This window comes from Streptococcus mitis, from assembly GCF_003942695.1.
Classification (GTDB): Bacteria; Bacillota; Bacilli; order Lactobacillales; family Streptococcaceae; genus Streptococcus; species Streptococcus mitis_BD.
Map to the genome: position 1 here is coordinate 181,215 of NZ_RJNU01000001.1, position 17,238 is coordinate 198,452.

Annotated in this window: 14 protein-coding genes; 11 read left to right on the top strand and 3 right to left on the bottom strand. The window is 43.8% G+C overall.

Annotated elements, in window-relative coordinates:
- The first annotated feature begins 3 nt into the window (after positions 1-3).
- From D8852_RS00815 to D8852_RS00840, 6 genes are all read left to right on the top strand, one after another.
- Positions 4-744, top strand: coding sequence for a Stp1/IreP family PP2C-type Ser/Thr phosphatase (locus D8852_RS00815; protein ID WP_000401538.1), 741 nt, complete (start codon positions 4-6; stop codon positions 742-744).
- On the top strand, positions 741-2,624 hold the full coding sequence (gene pknB, locus D8852_RS00820) for a Stk1 family PASTA domain-containing Ser/Thr kinase (RefSeq protein ID WP_125424688.1): 1,884 nt from the start codon (positions 741-743) through the stop codon (positions 2,622-2,624). Before D8852_RS00815 ends, pknB begins: the two co-directional genes overlap by 4 nt.
- Before the next feature lie 87 nt (positions 2,625-2,711).
- A complete protein-coding gene (locus D8852_RS00825; protein ID WP_000344526.1) occupies positions 2,712-3,470 on the top strand; it encodes a threonine/serine exporter family protein in 759 nt (252 codons plus the stop codon).
- A 1-nt stretch (position 3,471) separates the two neighbouring features.
- Complete coding sequence (locus D8852_RS00830) at positions 3,472-3,927, top strand: threonine/serine exporter family protein (RefSeq protein WP_125424689.1); 456 nt, start codon at positions 3,472-3,474, stop codon at positions 3,925-3,927.
- A gap of 118 nt (positions 3,928-4,045) precedes the next feature.
- Entirely contained in the window at positions 4,046-5,218 is a 1,173-nt protein-coding gene (locus tag D8852_RS00835) for a hydroxymethylglutaryl-CoA synthase (RefSeq protein WP_125424790.1), read from the top strand.
- Complete coding sequence (locus tag D8852_RS00840; protein ID WP_125424690.1) at positions 5,218-6,492, top strand: hydroxymethylglutaryl-CoA reductase, degradative; 1,275 nt, start codon at positions 5,218-5,220, stop codon at positions 6,490-6,492. The genes D8852_RS00835 and D8852_RS00840 overlap by 1 nt, the downstream gene beginning before the upstream one ends.
- Positions 6,493-6,641: 149 nt before the next feature.
- Here D8852_RS00840 and D8852_RS00845 read toward each other — a convergent pair whose 3' ends face one another.
- Together D8852_RS00845 and D8852_RS00850 are read right to left on the bottom strand one after the other, a co-directional pair.
- Complete coding sequence (locus tag D8852_RS00845; RefSeq protein ID WP_125424691.1) at positions 6,642-7,607, bottom strand: LacI family DNA-binding transcriptional regulator; 966 nt, start codon at positions 7,605-7,607, stop codon at positions 6,642-6,644.
- Positions 7,588-9,042 carry a sucrose-6-phosphate hydrolase gene (locus D8852_RS00850; RefSeq protein WP_125424692.1) on the bottom strand — a complete coding sequence of 485 codons (1,455 nt, stop codon included), beginning with the start codon at positions 9,040-9,042 and terminating at the stop codon, positions 7,588-7,590. Before D8852_RS00850 ends, D8852_RS00845 begins: the two co-directional genes overlap by 20 nt.
- A gap of 384 nt (positions 9,043-9,426) precedes the next feature.
- Here D8852_RS00850 and D8852_RS00855 point away from each other — a divergent pair, with 384 nt between their 5' ends.
- Together D8852_RS00855 and scrK are read left to right on the top strand one after the other, a co-directional pair.
- Entirely contained in the window at positions 9,427-11,313 is a 1,887-nt protein-coding gene (locus D8852_RS00855; RefSeq protein WP_125424693.1) for a sucrose-specific PTS transporter subunit IIBC, read from the top strand.
- 158 nt (positions 11,314-11,471) lie between these two features.
- Positions 11,472-12,359 carry a fructokinase ScrK gene (gene scrK, locus D8852_RS00860; protein ID WP_125424694.1) on the top strand — a complete coding sequence of 296 codons (888 nt, stop codon included), beginning with the start codon at positions 11,472-11,474 and terminating at the stop codon, positions 12,357-12,359.
- Positions 12,360-12,405: 46 nt separating this feature from the next.
- Here scrK and D8852_RS00865 read toward each other — a convergent pair whose 3' ends face one another.
- Positions 12,406-13,023: a TVP38/TMEM64 family protein gene (locus D8852_RS00865; protein WP_084868372.1), complete on the bottom strand. Its 618-nt coding sequence runs from the start codon at positions 13,021-13,023 to the stop codon at positions 12,406-12,408.
- Positions 13,024-13,158: 135 nt separating this feature from the next.
- Here D8852_RS00865 and D8852_RS00870 point away from each other — a divergent pair, with 135 nt between their 5' ends.
- The 3 genes from D8852_RS00870 (at position 13,159) to D8852_RS09995 (ending at position 17,211) form a co-directional block, all read left to right on the top strand.
- The gene (locus tag D8852_RS00870) at positions 13,159-15,792 is read left to right on the top strand and encodes a DEAD/DEAH box helicase family protein (RefSeq protein ID WP_125424695.1); all 2,634 of its coding nucleotides are present in this window, start codon (positions 13,159-13,161) and stop codon (positions 15,790-15,792) included.
- 416 nt (positions 15,793-16,208) lie between these two features.
- The gene (locus D8852_RS00875; protein ID WP_070528942.1) at positions 16,209-16,424 is read left to right on the top strand and encodes a hypothetical protein; all 216 of its coding nucleotides are present in this window, start codon (positions 16,209-16,211) and stop codon (positions 16,422-16,424) included.
- A gap of 25 nt (positions 16,425-16,449) precedes the next feature.
- Positions 16,450-17,211 (top strand): DUF6261 family protein, encoded by a 762-nt coding sequence (locus tag D8852_RS09995; RefSeq protein ID WP_185755558.1) that lies wholly within the window; start codon positions 16,450-16,452, stop codon positions 17,209-17,211.
- The last annotated feature ends 27 nt before the right edge of the window (positions 17,212-17,238 follow it).

Consider the following 17,238-nt stretch of genomic DNA (forward strand, 5'->3'; position numbering starts at 1 on the left):
ACAATGGAAATAGCATTATTAACAGATGTTGGTCAGAAACGAACAAATAACCAAGACTATGTCAATCACTTTGTCAACCGAGCAGGGCGCACCATGATCCTCTTGGCTGATGGGATGGGAGGACACCGTGCAGGCAATATTGCTAGTGAGATGGCGGTAACAGACCTAGGCGTGGCTTGGGTTGATACCCAAATCGACACCGTCAATGAGGTCCGTGAATGGTTTGCCCACTATCTGGAACTTGAAAATCAAAAAATTCATCAGATGGGGAAAGACGAAGCCTATAAGGGGATGGGAACAACGCTTGAAGCAGTAGCCATTATTGGAAATCAAGCTATTTATGCCCATATCGGTGATTCTCGTATCGGTTTGATCCGTGGTGAAGATTATCGCCAGCTCACAAGTGATCATTCTTTGGTTAATGCTCTGCTAAAGGCTGGCCAGCTAACTCCAGAGGAGGCAGAAATTCATCCGCAGAAAAATATCATTACCCAATCCATTGGGCAAAAAGATGAAATTCAACCAGATTTTGGCATGGTTAGCCTCGAGCCAGGAGACTACCTCTTGCTCAACAGTGACGGCTTGACCAATATGATCTCAGGAAGCGATATCTACGATATTGTAACAAGTGATATTTCCTTGGCAGACAAGGCGGCAACTTTGATTCGTTTTGCCAACAATGCAGGTGGTTTAGACAATATCACGGTTGCCCTTGTTCACATGAATGAGGAGGAAGTAGAATGATCCAGATCGGCAAGATTTTTGCCGGACGATATCGGATTATCAAACAGATTGGTCGAGGAGGCATGGCGGATGTTTACTTGGCCAAGGATTTGATCCTAGACGGGGAAGAAGTGGCGGTTAAGGTCCTGAGGACTAACTATCAGACAGATCCGATTGCTGTGGCACGTTTTCAACGTGAAGCGAGAGCCATGGCGGATCTGGATCATCCCCATATCGTTCGAATAACAGATATCGGTGAGGAAGACGGTCAGCAGTATCTAGCTATGGAGTATGTGGCAGGGCTGGACCTCAAACGTTATATTAAAGAACACTCTCCTCTCTCAAACGAAGAAGCCGTCCGTATTATGGGACAGATTCTCTTGGCCATGCGTCTGGCGCATACGAGAGGGATTATCCACCGAGATTTGAAACCTCAAAATATCCTATTGACACCAGATGGAACTGCCAAAGTTACAGACTTTGGGATTGCCGTGGCTTTTGCAGAGACCAGTCTGACACAGACCAACTCCATGCTTGGTTCAGTCCACTATCTCTCACCTGAGCAGGCGCGTGGTTCCAAGGCAACCGTGCAGAGTGACATCTATGCTATGGGGATTATTTTCTATGAAATGTTGACTGGACATATCCCTTATGATGGGGACAGTGCAGTGACTATTGCCCTCCAGCATTTCCAAAAACCACTCCCATCTGTTATTGCTGAGAATCCAGCAGTACCGCAAGCTTTGGAAAATGTCGTTATCAAGGCAACGGCCAAGAAATTGACAGATCGCTATCAGTCTGTATCAGAAATGTATGTGGACTTGTCGAGTTGTTTGTCTCACAATCGTAGGAGAGAACCAAAGCTAGTCTTTGATGAGGCAAGCAAGGTTGTTACCAAGACCTTGCCTAAGGTTCCACAAAGCACTCTGACCTCTATTCCTAAGGCTAAGCCACAATTAGAGCGACCTCAATCAAAACAGCAGACTCAGCAGGTGGTAGATGAAGCACCAGTACCAAAACCAACGAAAAAACGGAAGTTTAAAGCTCGCTACATGATTTTACTGGCCAGTGCCTTGCTAGTTGCAGCCTCTTTGATTTGGATCTTCTCCCGAACTCCAGCGACTATTGCTATTCCAGATGTATCGGGACAGACAGTTGCTGAAGCTAAAGAAACACTGAAGAAAGCTAATTTTGAAGTAGGTGAAGAAAAGACCGAGGCCAGCGACACAGTAGCCGAAGGTCGCGTCATTCGAACAGATCCAGAAGCTAGAAGCGGTCGAAAAGAAGGAAGCAAAGTAAATCTAATCGTTTCATCAGGTAAGCAATCCTTCCAACTAAGTAACTATGTAGGACGTAAGTCCTCGGATGTTGTCGCAGAGCTCAAAGAGAAAAAGGTTCCAGAAAATCTTATCAAGATCGAGGAAGAGGAATCTAGCGAAAGCGATCCAGGAACAGTCATTAGGCAAACCCCAGCTGCAGGAAGTACTTACGACCTCACGAAAGCCAGCACGATTACCTTAACAGTTGCTAAGAAGGTGACCAGCGTTTCGATGCCAAGTTACATTGGTTCAAGTCTTGAATTTACTAAGAACAATTTGACTCAGATTGTTGGTGTAAAAGAGGCCAATATCGAAGTTGTGGAAGTATCAACTGCTCCTGAAGGAACTACTGCAGGAACAGTTGTTAGTCAGGACCCTAAACCTGGAGAAAAGGTAGATCTCAATAAAACACGTGTTAAGATTTCTATTTATAAACCAAAACCACTTCCTTCTTCATCAAGTTCGTCTCAACACGGAAATCCAGGAACAGACACGACGCCTTCACAGAGTAACAATCAAGGTAGCACCCCTACAACGGATTCTTCAGATGGCAGTAGAACGTCAAGCAATGAACGAAATTAACCCAATCTTTGTCATGAAATCATGACAAAGATTTTTTTTCATGAACTTTTGTGATAGAATAAAGGGAGTAGAAAATAGGAGTAGAAAATGGACGAATCAAAAGAGTTAAATGCTGTCATTGATGTGATTATGCTAGCTGGAACCATTCTCTTGAAAAGTGGTTCGGAGATTCATCGGGTTGAGGACACTATGATTCGCATTGCCCATTCACAGGGAATAGTGGATTGCAATGTTCTTGCCATGCCCGCAGCTATTTTCTTTTCGATTGAAAACACCAATATTTCTCGGATGAAACGGGTGACGTCATCCTCCTATAACATCGAAAAAGTCTGTGATGTCAACCAAGTATCACGGGAGCTTGTGGGTGGTCAGATTGATCTTTCTACAGCTTTTAAAAAACTGAAGGAAATCAGAAATCAAGCTCTTCCTTATAGCAAGCTTCAAGTGACTGTAGCAGCAACCCTCAGCGCCCCTTTCTTCTCGATTATGTTTGGCGGTAATGTCTATGATGCTTTTGGAGCAGGCGTTGCGACCTTGTTTGGTTTTGCCTTCTCTCTCTATGTCGAGAAGTTTATCCGAATTCCTTTTGTAACAGCTTTTGCGGGTGCCTTTGTTTTTGGTTTGATTGCCCAGTTCTGGGCCCGCTATACAGGATTTCCTTCGACGGCAGACCTGATTATAGCAGGAGCGGTCATGCCCTTTGTTCCAGGGATTGCTCTGACAAATGCGGTACGGGATATCATGACCAACCATATCAACTCTGGTATGAGCAAGATGTTTGAATCTCTGCTCATTACCCTTGCTTTAGGGGCAGGCACCTCTGTCGCCCTGGTTTTGATGACATAAGATGACTCTAACAAGTATTTTACTCCAAGCGGTGGCAAGTTTGCTCGCCATTATCACCTTTCTAATCGTACTAAATGTCCAGCGTTCCATGCTCTTGCCTGGTGGTATTTTGGGAATGGGCGTTTGGCTCCTCTATCTCGTGCTCAAAGAACCAACCAATGTTATTGTTGCGACCTTTATCGCAGCAGTAATTGGTTCTTGTATCAGCCAGATTTTAAGTATTGTCTATAGGACACCAGCAGTGGTCTTTGTCTTGGCCATTCTTGCCCCCTTGGTGCCAGGTTATCTATCCTATCGGACGACAGCGTTCTTTGTGACAGGCGATTACAGCCATGCTATTGCCAGCGCGACTTTGGTAGTTATGTTAGCTCTGGTCATTTCTATCGGAATGGCAAGTGGAACGGTAATTCTAAAGCTTTATCACTATATCCGAAAACAACGAGGAATCTCTTCCTAATGCAATCAAAGCAAAGACTTGATTTGGTGAATCAAGTCTTTTTTCTCTCTTTTGTCCCTATTTGTGATAAAATAGAATGAAACGATTTTTTACAATGAATGAAAAAACAGAGGTAAATATGACAATCGGTATTGATAAGATTGGTTTTGCGACCAGTCAATATGTCTTGAAATTACAAGACTTAGCAGAAGCGAGGGGAGTTGACCCCGAAAAATTTAGCAAGGGACTCTTGTTAAATGAAATTAGTATTGCGCCACTGACTGAGGACATTGTTACCTTGGCAGCTAGTGCAAGCAACTCTATTTTAACAGACAAAGAAAAAGAAGAAATCGATATGGTCATCGTGGCGACCGAGTCAGGGATTGACCAGAGTAAGGCGGCGGCGGTCTTTGTTCATGGCCTATTAGGCATTCAGCCTTTCGCTCGTAGTTTTGAAATCAAAGAAGCCTGCTATGGAGCAACAGCTGCTCTTCATTATGCTAAATTACATGTGGAAAATTCTTCAGAGTCCAAGGTTTTGGTCATTGCCAGTGATATTGCCAAGTATGGTGTGGGAACTCCTGGTGAGCCTACTCAGGGTGCTGGAAGTGTGGCGATGTTGATCACCCAAAATCCACGCATCATGGCCTTTAACAATGATAACGTTGCCCAAACGCGCGACATCATGGATTTCTGGCGTCCGAACTACTCAAGCACTCCTTATGTAAACGGCATGTACTCGACCCAACAGTATCTTGATTGCCTGACAACGACTTGGGATGAATACAAGAAACGCTATGATTGGACTATGGATGACTTTGCGGCTATCTGCTTCCACTTGCCTTATCCTAAGTTGGCCCTAAAAGGCTTGCGCAAGATGATGGACAAAACTTTGTCTAAAGAAAAACAGGATAGTTTGCAAGAGAACTTTGATAAGTCCATTCTCTACAGTCAGATGATTGGGAATATCTACACAGGTTCCCTCTTCCTCGGCCTCCTTTCTCTTTTGGAAAATGCAGAGACTTTGAAGGCTGGAGATAAAATTGCCCTCTACAGTTACGGAAGTGGAGCTGTTTCAGAGTTCTTTAGTGGTGAATTGGTCGAAGGCTATGAGACTTACCTTGATAAGGAGCGCTTGAGCAGACTCAAGCAACGTACAGCATTGTCTGTTGCCGACTATGAAAAAGTCTTCTTCGAAGACTTGCAGTTGGATGAGTCTGGCTCAGCCCAATTTGCAGGTTATGAATATCAAGACTATGCCTTGGTTGAAATTGTCAACCACCAACGCCGTTATAGCAAGGTTGAAAAATAATGAAGAGAAGTTGGAATGGATTTTCTAAAAAATCATACTATGAGCGCCTGGAGTTGTTGCGAGCTCAGGCGCTCCTTAGTCCTGAAAAGCAAACGAGTCTCGAGCAGGATGAACAAGTCAGCTTGGCAGTTGCAGACCAGCTGAGTGAGAATGTGGTGGGAACTTTTTCTCTGCCTTATTCGATCGTTCCAGAGCTTTTGGTGAACGGTCAGAACTACACAGTTCCCTATGTGACAGAAGAACCCTCAGTAGTTGCTGCGGCCAGCTATGCCAGCAAAATCATCAAGCGAGCAGGTGGCTTTACTGCTAAAGTACATGAGCGCCAGATGATCGGTCAGGTAGCCCTTTATCAAGTTGCTGAGCCTGAACAAGCGCAGGAGAAGATTACCAGCAAGAAGGCTGAGCTCTTGGAACTTGCCAATCAAGCCTATCCTTCTATCGTCAAACGTGGTGGCGGGGCGCGTGATTTGCATGTAGAGCAGATCAAAGGAGAAACAGACTTTCTCGTTGTCTATCTCCATGTTGATACCCAGGAAGCCATGGGAGCCAATATGCTCAACACTATGCTGGAAGCCTTGAAGCCAGTCTTAGAAGAACTCAGTCAAGGACAGAGCCTTATGGGGATCCTGTCCAACTACGCGACCGATTCTCTGGTGACTGCAAGCTGTCGTATCGCCTTTCGCTACTTGAGTCCTCAAAGGGATCAAGGACGAGAAATTGCGGAGAAAATAGCCTTGGCTAGTCAGTTTGCGCAGGCTGATCCTTACCGAGCAGCTACCCACAATAAAGGGATTTTTAATGGTATTGATGCCATTTTGATTGCCACTGGTAATGACTGGCGTGCCATCGAAGCTGGGGCTCATGCCTTTGCCAGTCGAGATGGGTGCTATCAAGGTCTTAGTCAATGGACGCTGGACATGGAAAGAGAAGAATTGGTGGGCCAGATGACCCTACCCATGCCCGTAGCGACCAAGGGTGGCTCTATCGGACTCAACCCACGTGTAGCCCTCAGTCATGAACTACTGGGAAATCCTTCAGCCAAAGAATTAGCTCAGATTATCGTGTCTATCGGTCTCGCCCAGAACTTTGCGGCCCTCAAAGCCTTGGTGAGTACGGGAATCCAGCAGGGCCATATGAAATTGCAGGCCAAATCCCTAGCTCTCCTAGCAGGTGCTAGTGAGTCCGAAGTTGCTCCCCTAGTAGAGCGCCTTATTGTAGATAAAACCTTTAACTTAGAGACAGCCCAGCGCTATCTCGAAAACTTAAGATCATAAAAACTCAGACAAATCAGTCTGAGTTTTCTTGTGTTTATAGTCAATGAAAATCAAAAAGCAAACTAGGAAGCTAGCTGCAGGCTGCTCAAAACACTGTTTTGAGGTTGCAGATGGAAGCTGACGTGGTTTGAAGAGATTTTCGAAGAGTATTAAATACTTTTTCCAGGTAATAGGGTTACTGGTAAGAAGTAACCAGTTGTCGCAACCTCCTTGCCTTCAATCTTCTGCAAGAGGAGATCAACAGTGAGTAGGGCAATCTCTTTCATAGGTTGCTTAATCGTTGTCAGGTGAGGATAGTAGTTCTCGATAAAGTAGGTCCCATCATAACCGATGACCTTGAGCTCATCAGGAACAGAGATACCTAGCTCCTGAGCGATTTTGATAACCAAAATGGCTGTCAAATCGTCAGAAGCAAAGATAGCATCTGGTTTCTGATGGGTCAAGATATTCTTGATTTCCATTTCTTTTCGGACGGGAGAAAAGTCACTCGAAACATTGATAATAGGCGCTTTCGGGAGAACAGAGGCAAAGCCAGCATGGCGTAGTCCAGTCGGTGAGTTAGAGTTGTCATTTCCTGTAATCATGATGATAGACTGAGCTCCTGTCTTGACCAAGGTTTGGGCTGCGAGAACCCCGCCACCGTAGTTATCAGAGGAGACGACAGGGATGTCTGGTGATAGATTTCGGTCAAAGGAAATGATCGGTGCCGTCACACGATTGTAGTCCTCGATTCCCAAGTTGTGACTTCCAGAAATGATACCATCGACCTGATTGGCCTCCAGCATTTCAATATACTCCCGTTCTTTTTCCGAGTCGTGTTCGCTGTTACAGATGATGGTCTTGTAGCCATTTTTGAAGAGCTGGTGTTCCAACTTGTCAATCAACTCCGCATAAAAGACATGACTGATGTTTGGAAAAATAAGTCCAATCAACTTAGCCGATTTCCCTTGAAGACTACGAGCCAGATTGTTGGGTTTATAGCCCAATTCTCGCATGGCCTCATTGACTTTTTGAATGGTTTTCTCAGATAGATAACCCTTTTTATTGATGACTCGTGAGACGGTAGTGGGGCTGACGCCTGCAAGTTTTGCGACATCAGTTAGTTTTGCGACCATAATCTAATTCATAGTAAGTTCCAGTTGGATTTCCAGACTTGATGAGGATACCATTTTGATCCGCATGTGGGAAGACACGGCCAGAAAATACTTTTTCTCCTTTATTGATGAAAATTTCAAAGATTGACTTGTCGATGAAGATAGTGGCAGTAGTAGCTTGGTTATCGATAGGGCAAGAGCGAGTTGTACCAAATTCTTGGGCGTACTGCTCACCAGCCTGACTACGATCCACTGTTACCTGTCCATTGACAAGGTCAAAGTTGATTGAAAGCCCCTTGCCTTCTTTGTCAGCGAGCAAGACAATCTCGCTTTGGTTATTGGCTTTCAAGTTGAGCTCGAGTTCATAGGTGTTCTTGGTTTGAGTACGATTTGAGAAGACCTCTTCAGAAGAACGAAGTTCTTTGACGGCTGAGACAGGATATTGGTAGAGTTTCCCATCTTTGATAGTAAGTTCTTTGACCAATGAGAAGGTTCCTTGGTGGTAAAAACGGTCAGATGGGTAGGAAATATCTGGTAACCCAAGCCAACTTACTGCCAATGCACGTCCATCTGGAGCGTTGAAAGCTTGAGTTGCATAGGCTTCAAAACCATAGTCTAGATTTTGCAATGGAGACACATCTACCATTTTAGCATTTTCAGGATCAAAGAAAGCCCCGATTTTGTACATGTTTGGATAAATATTGTCATAGTCTAGAACACTCTTATCCAATCCTTGTGGACAGTAGAGAAGGACAGGTTGTTCGCCTACAAAGACCAGATTTGGACATTCCATCATGTAGGCAGTGCGATCGTTAGCAAAGTCAAGGTCGCCAACTGTTTGCCAGTTTGTGTAATCATTGTCTACAGCCTTGTAGAGACGGACGAAGCCTTTTTTCTCCAAGTCCTGTCCACCGACGATAGCATAATATTGACCTTTAAAGTTAAAAATTTGCGGGTCGCGGAAGTGGTCAGTAGAGTCTGCTGGCTGGTCAATCAAGATCTTGTCAATCTTTGTAATCTTGCCATCTTTATCCATCAAAGCACCAATCTGGTAAGGGTGACGGATCCAGTTTTCATCACGGACATTTCCAGTATAAAATAGGAACAACTGATCGCCAAATTGCATGGCAGAACCAGAGTAGGCACCGTGGCTATCTAATGGAGTATCTGGCAAAACTTTGACTCCAGTTTCTGTGAAGTGTACTAGATCATCACTTTCAAGCTGCACCCAAGACTTCAACCCGTGGGCTGCACCAAAGGGGAAGTTCTGGTAAAAGAGAATCCATTTGCCATCGAAATAAGAAAAGCCATTTGGATCATTGAGAAGCCCCATTTTAGGCTCGACATGGTAACGAGTATGCCAAGGAGATTGTGCCATCTTTTCCTTGATTTGCTTGATTTCATCATTAGACCAGTCTTCATAGCGTCTGTAACGGCGCTCAGTTGTCCATTCCATTTTATCTTTCCTCCATAAGTTCTATTCTATTCTATTATTAATAGTAAACGTTTTCGGCAAAAAAAGCAAGCCTTTTATGTTAAAAAAGAGAAAAACATGTCAAACGATTGCCAGAAATCAAGTAAAGGAAATCTGGCAAATTTTCACGAAAAAATGAAAGAAAATGTAAATAAAAAGCTTTGAATCCTCTAATATAAAGATATTTTTTTGAGGAAAAAGAAAATATCCCTCAAAAACGAGCAAAAATAATCAGAGAAAAAAGAAGGGAATAAAAATTTCTGCAAAACGCTTGACATATTTTAGAAACGTGATAAAATAATAGTCGTAGGGCGAATAAAATCGCTTTCAAACAAGAACAAAATTTTTATAAGGAGATTTTTGCAAATGAACAATCAGGATATTGCAAAAAAGGTCATCGAAGCCCTTGGCGGACGTGAAAATGTCAACAGTGTTGCCCACTGTGCGACTCGTCTACGTGTCATGGTCAAAGATGAAGGGAAAATCAATAAGGAAGTGATTGAGAACTTGGATAAAGTTCAAGGAGCTTTCTTTAACTCAGGTCAATACCAAATTATCTTTGGCACTGGTACAGTAAACAAGATGTACGACGAAGTCGTTGCGCTTGGTTTGCCAACATCTTCTAAAGAAGACATGAAAGCAGAAGCTGCTAAACAAGGAAATTGGTTCCAACGTGCTATCCGTACTTTCGGTGACGTTTTCGTGCCAATCATCCCAGTTATCGTAGCAACTGGTCTCTTCATGGGTGTTCGTGGTCTCTTGAATGCTCTTGGAATGACACTTCCAGAAGATGTTACCATTTACAGCCAAATCCTCACAGATACAGCCTTCATCATCTTGCCAGGTTTGGTTGTATGGTCAACCTTCCGCGTATTTGGTGGAAATCCAGCTGTTGGTATCGTCCTCGGTATGATGCTTGTTTCTGGCTCACTTCCAAACGCTTGGGCTGTAGCATCAGGTGGTGAAGTAACAGCTATGAACTTCTTTGGCTTCATTCCTGTTGTTGGTTTGCAAGGTTCCGTACTTCCAGCCTTCATCATCGGGGTAGTCGGAGCCAAGTTTGAAAAAGCTCTCCGCAAAGTGGTTCCAGATGTCTTGGACCTCTTGGTGACACCATTCGTGACACTTTTGGTCATGTCTATCCTTGGACTCTTTGTCATCGGACCAGTCTTCCACGTGGTTGAAAACTATATCCTTTTCGGAACAAAAGCGATTCTTGGCTTGCCATTTGGTCTTGGTGGTTTGGTCATCGGTGGGGTTCACCAATTGATCGTCGTATCAGGTGTACACCACATCTTCAACTTGCTTGAAGTGCAATTGCTTGCTGCTGACCATGTGAACCCATTCAACGCCATCATTACTGCAGCGATGACAGCTCAAGGGGCTGCAACTGTTGCCGTTGGTGTTAAAACTAAAAATCCTAAACTGAAAACACTTGCTTTCCCAGCTGCTCTTTCTGCCTTCCTCGGTATTACAGAGCCTGCTATCTTCGGGGTTAACTTACGTTTCCGTAAACCATTCTTCCTTTCATTGATCGCTGGTGCTATCGGTGGTGGATTGGCTTCAATTCTTGGACTTGCTGGTACTGGTAATGGTATCACCATCATCCCTGGTACAATGCTTTACGTTGGTAACGGCCAATTGCTTCAATACCTTCTTATGGTAGCTGTATCATTCGTTCTTGGTTTTGCCCTTACTTACATGTTTGGTTACGAGGACGAAGAAGAAGTTGCTACTGAAGTTGCGACAGAACGTTTGGTCCAAGAAGAAACAACTGGTAACATTCCAGCAGCTCCTCAAAACGAAACAATCCAAACTCCGATCGTTGGGGACGTGGTTGCTCTTGAAAATGTTAACGACCCAGTTTTTTCAAGTGGTGCAATGGGACAAGGGATTGCTGTAAAACCAAGCCAAGGTGTGGTTTACGCACCAGCTGATGCAGAAGTATCGATCGCCTTTGCTACAGGACATGCTTACGGTTTGAAGACAGCAAATGGAGCTGAGATCTTGATCCACGTTGGTATCGACACTGTATCTATGAACGGTGAAGGCTTTGAACAAAAGGTTGCTCAAGGCGACAAGGTCAAAGCTGGTGATGTTCTCGGAACTTTTGACTCAAGCAAAATCGCTGCTGCTGGTCTTGACGACACAACAATGGTTATCGTAACCAACACAGCAGACTACGCTTCTGTGACACCAGTCGCAAGCGGTTCAGTTGTCAAGGGTGACGCTATCATCGAAGTGAAAGCCTAGTCCTTTTCGAAAATCAAATCTAAAAACAAAACGAACAAATATTATGTTTGTTCGTTTTTACTTGGATGGTAAGATTTACAGAGGAAAATCTAAAATATTGAGAAATCTAGCTCTTTAAAATGTGCTATAATAGAGAAAACAAAGATAAGAGGTTTATCATGACAAAATTATATGGAAGCTTAGAAGCGGGCGGTACAAAGTTCGTCTGTGCTGTCGGAGATGAAAATTTTAATGTTGTAGAAAAGACACAGTTTCCTACAACAACTCCAATCGAGACCATCGATAAAACCATCGAGTTCTTTTCAAAATTCGATAATCTTGCAGGCCTTGCCATCGGTTCCTTCGGTCCTATCGATATCGATAAAAACTCAAAAACCTATGGCTTTATCACAACGACTCCAAAACCTCACTGGGCAAATGTAGACCTACTTGGTGCCCTTCGCCGCGCCCTCAGTGTGCCCATGTATTTCACAACAGACGTAAACAGCTCTGCCTATGGTGAAGTGGTTGCTCGTAACAATGCTGGTGGCCGTATCGAAAACTTGGTCTACTACACGATCGGTACAGGTATCGGTGCAGGTGTTATCCAACGTGGTGAGTTTATCGGAGGTGTCGGTCACCCTGAAATGGGTCACTACTATGTGGCCAAACACCCAATGGATGTAGAAAAAGAATTTAACGGCGTTTGTCCTTTCCACAAGGGCTGTTTGGAAGGCTTTGCGGCTGGTCCAAGTCTTGAAGCTCGTACAGGTATTCGTGGTGAAAACATTGAGCTCAACAGTTCTGTCTGGGATGTTCAAGCTTACTACATCGCTCAGGCTGCGGTCAATGCTACAGTGACTTTCCGTCCAGACGTGATCGTCTTTGGTGGTGGAGTTATGGCCCAACAACACATGCTGGACCGTGTGCGTGAGAAATTTACAGCTCTTCTAAATGGTTACCTACCAGTACCAGACGTGCGTGACTACATTGTCACTCCAGCAGTCGCAGGCAATGGTTCTGCCACACTTGGAAACTTTGTCCTTGCTAAGAGTGTCGCAAAATAAAACAAACAAAAAATCCGCTTGGGAAACCAAACGGATTTTTCTATTCTCAAAACATCTGCCAGAAAAAATCAATGATATAGGTCAAACCATAAGTATAAACCACTAGGGTAAAGGGCTTGGTCAAAACGATGATAATCATATAGCGTTTGAAGGTCATCTTGGTAAGGGCAGCCAGCATGCAGAGAAAGTCAGCTGGACTGACTGGCCAGATCATCATAAAGATAAAGAACCGCTCGAAACGATTGCCCTTATCTAGCCAGCCGATGTATTTGTCATAGGTGCGCTTGCTGACGACGGACTGGACAAAGGCCGCACCGTAAAGGCGAACCAGATAAAAGATAATGGCACAGCCAATCACGATACCGATATAGTTATAGATAGTCCCGATGATATGTCCGTAAATAAAGACCCCTGCCACTGAGGTCAAAGCTCCCGGAATAATCGGAACAACAGTTTGTAGGATTTGTAAAAAGATAAAGAGTGGTGGCCCCCAAAGCCCAGCTTGCTGAATAAAGTCTGATAGGGTTTCTTTGGACTGTAAAACACCCGCCTGATAGGCCCAAATACAGAAAATCAAAGTGCCGACTCCCCCGACGATAGACGAAATATTGATGACTTGCTGTAGAAGGGGAGAAACAGCTTTCATTTGCTTATGCTGTGACATAGAAACTCCTTATAGATAGTATGATTCTACTATACCATATTTTTCTTATAAAGACTAATTTGATTCCTTATCTTGCTTTTTATATAAGTGTGGTACAATTAAAGAAGTAAGTCAAGAGATATAACGGTGAAAGAAATGTTAGATTTAAATTTTAAAGGAAGATGGAGAAAATACCAAAAACAGGTCTTGGATCGTTTTCAAGACTATCAAGCAGATAGGCATGTTCACCTAGTGGCGGCACCAGGGTCCGGCAAGACCACCATTGGTATCGAGCTAATCGCTCGTTTTGGCAATCCAGCCCTTATCTTGGTTCCAACTGTCACCATTCGTGAACAATGGGTGGACAGGATTCAAACAGCCTTTTTAGAGAACGAACAGAAGATTTCAGATCTCGTTTCCCAAAACTTAAAGGAGATGAAGGCACTAACGATTGTGACCTATCAGGCTTTTCATAGCGCCATGAACCAATTGCAATCACAAGAAGAAGGAGACGTAGAGGATTTTGTAGGATTTGATTTGCTTGCAAGTCTAAAAGCCCAGAAAGTTGCGACTCTTTGCTTGGACGAATGCCACCACCTGCGCAATGAATGGTGGAAAAGTCTGGAAGCCTTTCGCAAGCAGTATGAACAGCTGCAAGTCATCTCCCTGACAGCGACACCACCTTATGACAGCGAGCCTGAACTCTGGGAACGCTATATCCGTATGTGTGGGGAAATTGACCAAGAAATCACGGTACCCGAACTAGTCAAGGAAGCCACTCTTTGCCCTCATCAGGATTTTGTCTATATCTGTTCACCAACAGCTGAAGAGTCGGAACACATCATGCTGTTTGAAGATAGAAAGTGGGAGTATATCCACCAGCTTTTGGTAAATCCTGACTTTCAAGCTCTAGTGTCAGGTTCAAAGGTACTCAAAGGAGACATTTCATCCGATGTTCTACTAGAAGACCCTAAGTACTTGTCGGCTATTTTAATCTTTATGCATTCTCAGGGCTTGACCATTCCTGACTCTTTAGAGAATCTTTTGGGGGCGAAACGTCTGCCTCAGGTGAATTCCTACTGGCTCGAGCTGTTGTTGCAGAGCGTTCTCTATCAAACTCCAGATTGGTATGAGGATCCAAATGGATTTAGGGAAAAGTTAGAATCCAATTTGAAAGCACGGGGGTTGATCGAACAGCGACAGGTTTTTCTAGTCAAGTCCAAGTCTAGGGACAAGATTTTAAATCAGTCTTTGGGGAAATTGTCTGGTATTGCAGATATTTTTCTGACTGAGTATAAGAGTATGGGACGGGATTTGCGACAACTCGTCTTAGCTGACTATATTCGCAAGGATTTTGCCACCTATCTGGGAGATAATCAGGCAACCATTTCTCAGTTGGGGGTTCTTACTTATTTTGAAAGTATTCGTCGGAAAGCTCAGGAGCATGAGATATCTGTATCTTTGGCTGTCTTGTCAGGGAGTGTCGTTATTCTTCCCACCAATGTGGCAGCAGAGTTGAAGGAACTCTTGCCTCAGGTTCATCTTAGTTTTTCGTCTATTGGTCAGTTAGACCAAGAGGATTATGTGCTGGTGGGATTCCCTAGTACGGCTAAGGGTATTGTAGTGGCGGTGACGGAACTTTTCCAACGCGGTCGGATCCAAGTCCTAGTTGGAACCAAATCTCTCCTCGGAGAGGGTTGGGATGCCCCTTGTGTCAATTCTTTAATCCTTGGAAGTTTTGTGGGGAGCTTTATGCTGAGTAATCAGATGCGTGGACGTGCCATTCGTACCTGGCAAGGACATCCAGAAAAGACTAGCAATATCTGGCATTTGGTAGCCATTCAACCAGAGCCGCTCATTACTCTCTCTGGAGAAGAACCGACGCTAGATAGCAATCAGGATCTGCAGACCTTGTCGCGACGGATGGAGCATTTTCTTGGCTTGGCCTATAATCAGGAGAGTATTGAGACCGGTTTGGATCGTTTGGATTTTCCAAAGCCCCCCTTTAGGAAAAAGCAAATCAGCGAGTATAATGAGCGAGTTAAGAGTCTCTCCAAGGATCGAGCAGGCTTGCGCAAAAAATGGCAAGATGCTCTCGTAGTGGCAGATCAATTTGAGATTGTCACTGAAGTCGCTGCTCAACAACAGAAGATTCCAATCATGCTCCAGTTTGATGCATTAAAATGGGTTCGCATGTCTTTGTTGCTCCTAGCAGTGGATTTATTGTTCTTGTTGTTTAGATTGAGACTGATTAGAGTTTGGTGGCTTACGGCAGCCTGTCTCCTCTTTCTAGCTTTTGCTACATCACGCTATCTCCTCTATAAAAGCCCCTATAGGCGTATGCAATTCCTTGGTGAGCAGATCCGAAAGGCTCTGCTAGATTCGGGGCATCTAATAGACGATCAATCCCGTGTTCAGGTAGAGGAGGACAAGGACAACTATATGGTTTTCGCCTATCTCAAGGGAGGAAGCATGAGGGACAAGGAGTTGTTTGCGCAGACTGTGGGAGAGTTCTTTGCTCCAGTGGATAACCAGCGCTATCTCTTGAAGGCAGAGAAAGTCCTACAAGGTCAATCACCTTACTATGCCGTGCCTAGCCTTTTTGACAAGCGCAAGGAAGAAGCACAGAAATTCCTTGACTTTCTGACGCCAACTATCGGACGCTATCACCTCGTCTACACACGAACAGAGGCCGGACGGAAAATCCTTCTCGAAGCTCGTATCAAAGCTCTCTCTAACAAAAATGACCGTATCTTGACTAAGAAGAAGGTTAAAAGCCAGTTGGAGTAGGGGAGGTAGCTATTCGAAGTTTCGAAGATATGAATTTACTAAAGCTTATATGCATTCTAAACTTAGAATGGCAAGAAATACATAAATTTATGAGCATTCTAAGCTTCGGATAGTATATCTGAGAAAGTTTTGAGGTCTTCGAACTTTCGAATAGTCCTCTTTCCTAAAGTTTAGATGTATTCTAAAGCAAGAAAAATTAAAATCTAAAAATAGTAAGAGTCTCTAGCTGACAGACAGATATGTTTCCAGTCAGATAGAGATTTTTTGTTTTGGAAATGACTAAATTCTCCTGTAAAAGTAAGAAATAGATTGAAAAAGTGCTGTTGGGATGATAAAGCAGACAGTTGAGCGGATGAGTGTCCTAAGTTCTTTGCTATTTGTTAGAATTTTCTTATCAACTTAAAGGAGAAAATCTGATGAAGAGAGATAAAGAAAATGAGGAGAGTATCCTATCGGACCTTCCTCTGTGGGGACTCCTATTTTTGGTCTGTGTATTGCTTCAAGTCTATGTAGGAAAGGATAGACCTTTGATTCAACCTGATAGACAAGGAAGCATTGTAAAAACAAATCAAAAACAGGTCTATCTTCCAGAACTAATCCAGTCTTTATTTGATAAAGAAAAAACTAAATGATTCGTTAAATAGAAAGGTTATCATCATGACAAAAACATTTACCATCCGTCCGCTAAGCTATACCAACTTTACCAACCGTGAGTTTGAGAGTCTCATGGTAGACACGGGTCAACTACTAGAAGTTTTTGCTAAGGCACATAAGGACGAGTCTATGTATAGCAAGCATCTCGATTCCTTCAAGAGCAAGCTAGCAGACTTCCAAGCTCAACTAGCTATCGTAGAAAAGAAAGAGGCGACGAACCTGACCGAAGTCGATCGCAATCGTGACAGTGCCCTAGTCGGTCTCTTTACTCTTCATCGAGGATTTGCTAAGATCAAGGAGACCAAACTCAAAGAAGCCCATGAGACTTTGAAACCAGTCTTTGCCAAGTACAAGGATATCACCAAGCATAGCAATGATGTGGAAACGGCAGAAATCAAGAGTCTGCTCAAAACGCTCAGCGAAGAACCCTACCAGACGGCAGTTACTAGCCTAGGACTAACCCCTATGCTGACGGCGGTGATCAGTGCGCAAGAGGAATATGATAAGGTGGAAAGTCAGGCGCGTGCTCATAAGTCTGCTAAGGAAGTCGGCAAGACCAGACAAGTCCGCACCGAACTAACCAGTATCTACGACCTCTTTATGCGCTATACCGCAGCCAGCGCAGAAGCCTATCCAGAAAAAGAGCACCTGACCAAACTCCTCAAGGACCTCAATACAATCCGAGATAGTAAACGTCGATTGACTGGTTCGAGTAAGAAGGATAAGAAAGTTAAAGTAGAAGAAGCAGAACAAGTAGCAGGATAAAAATAAACGTCTTTAGATATATTATTA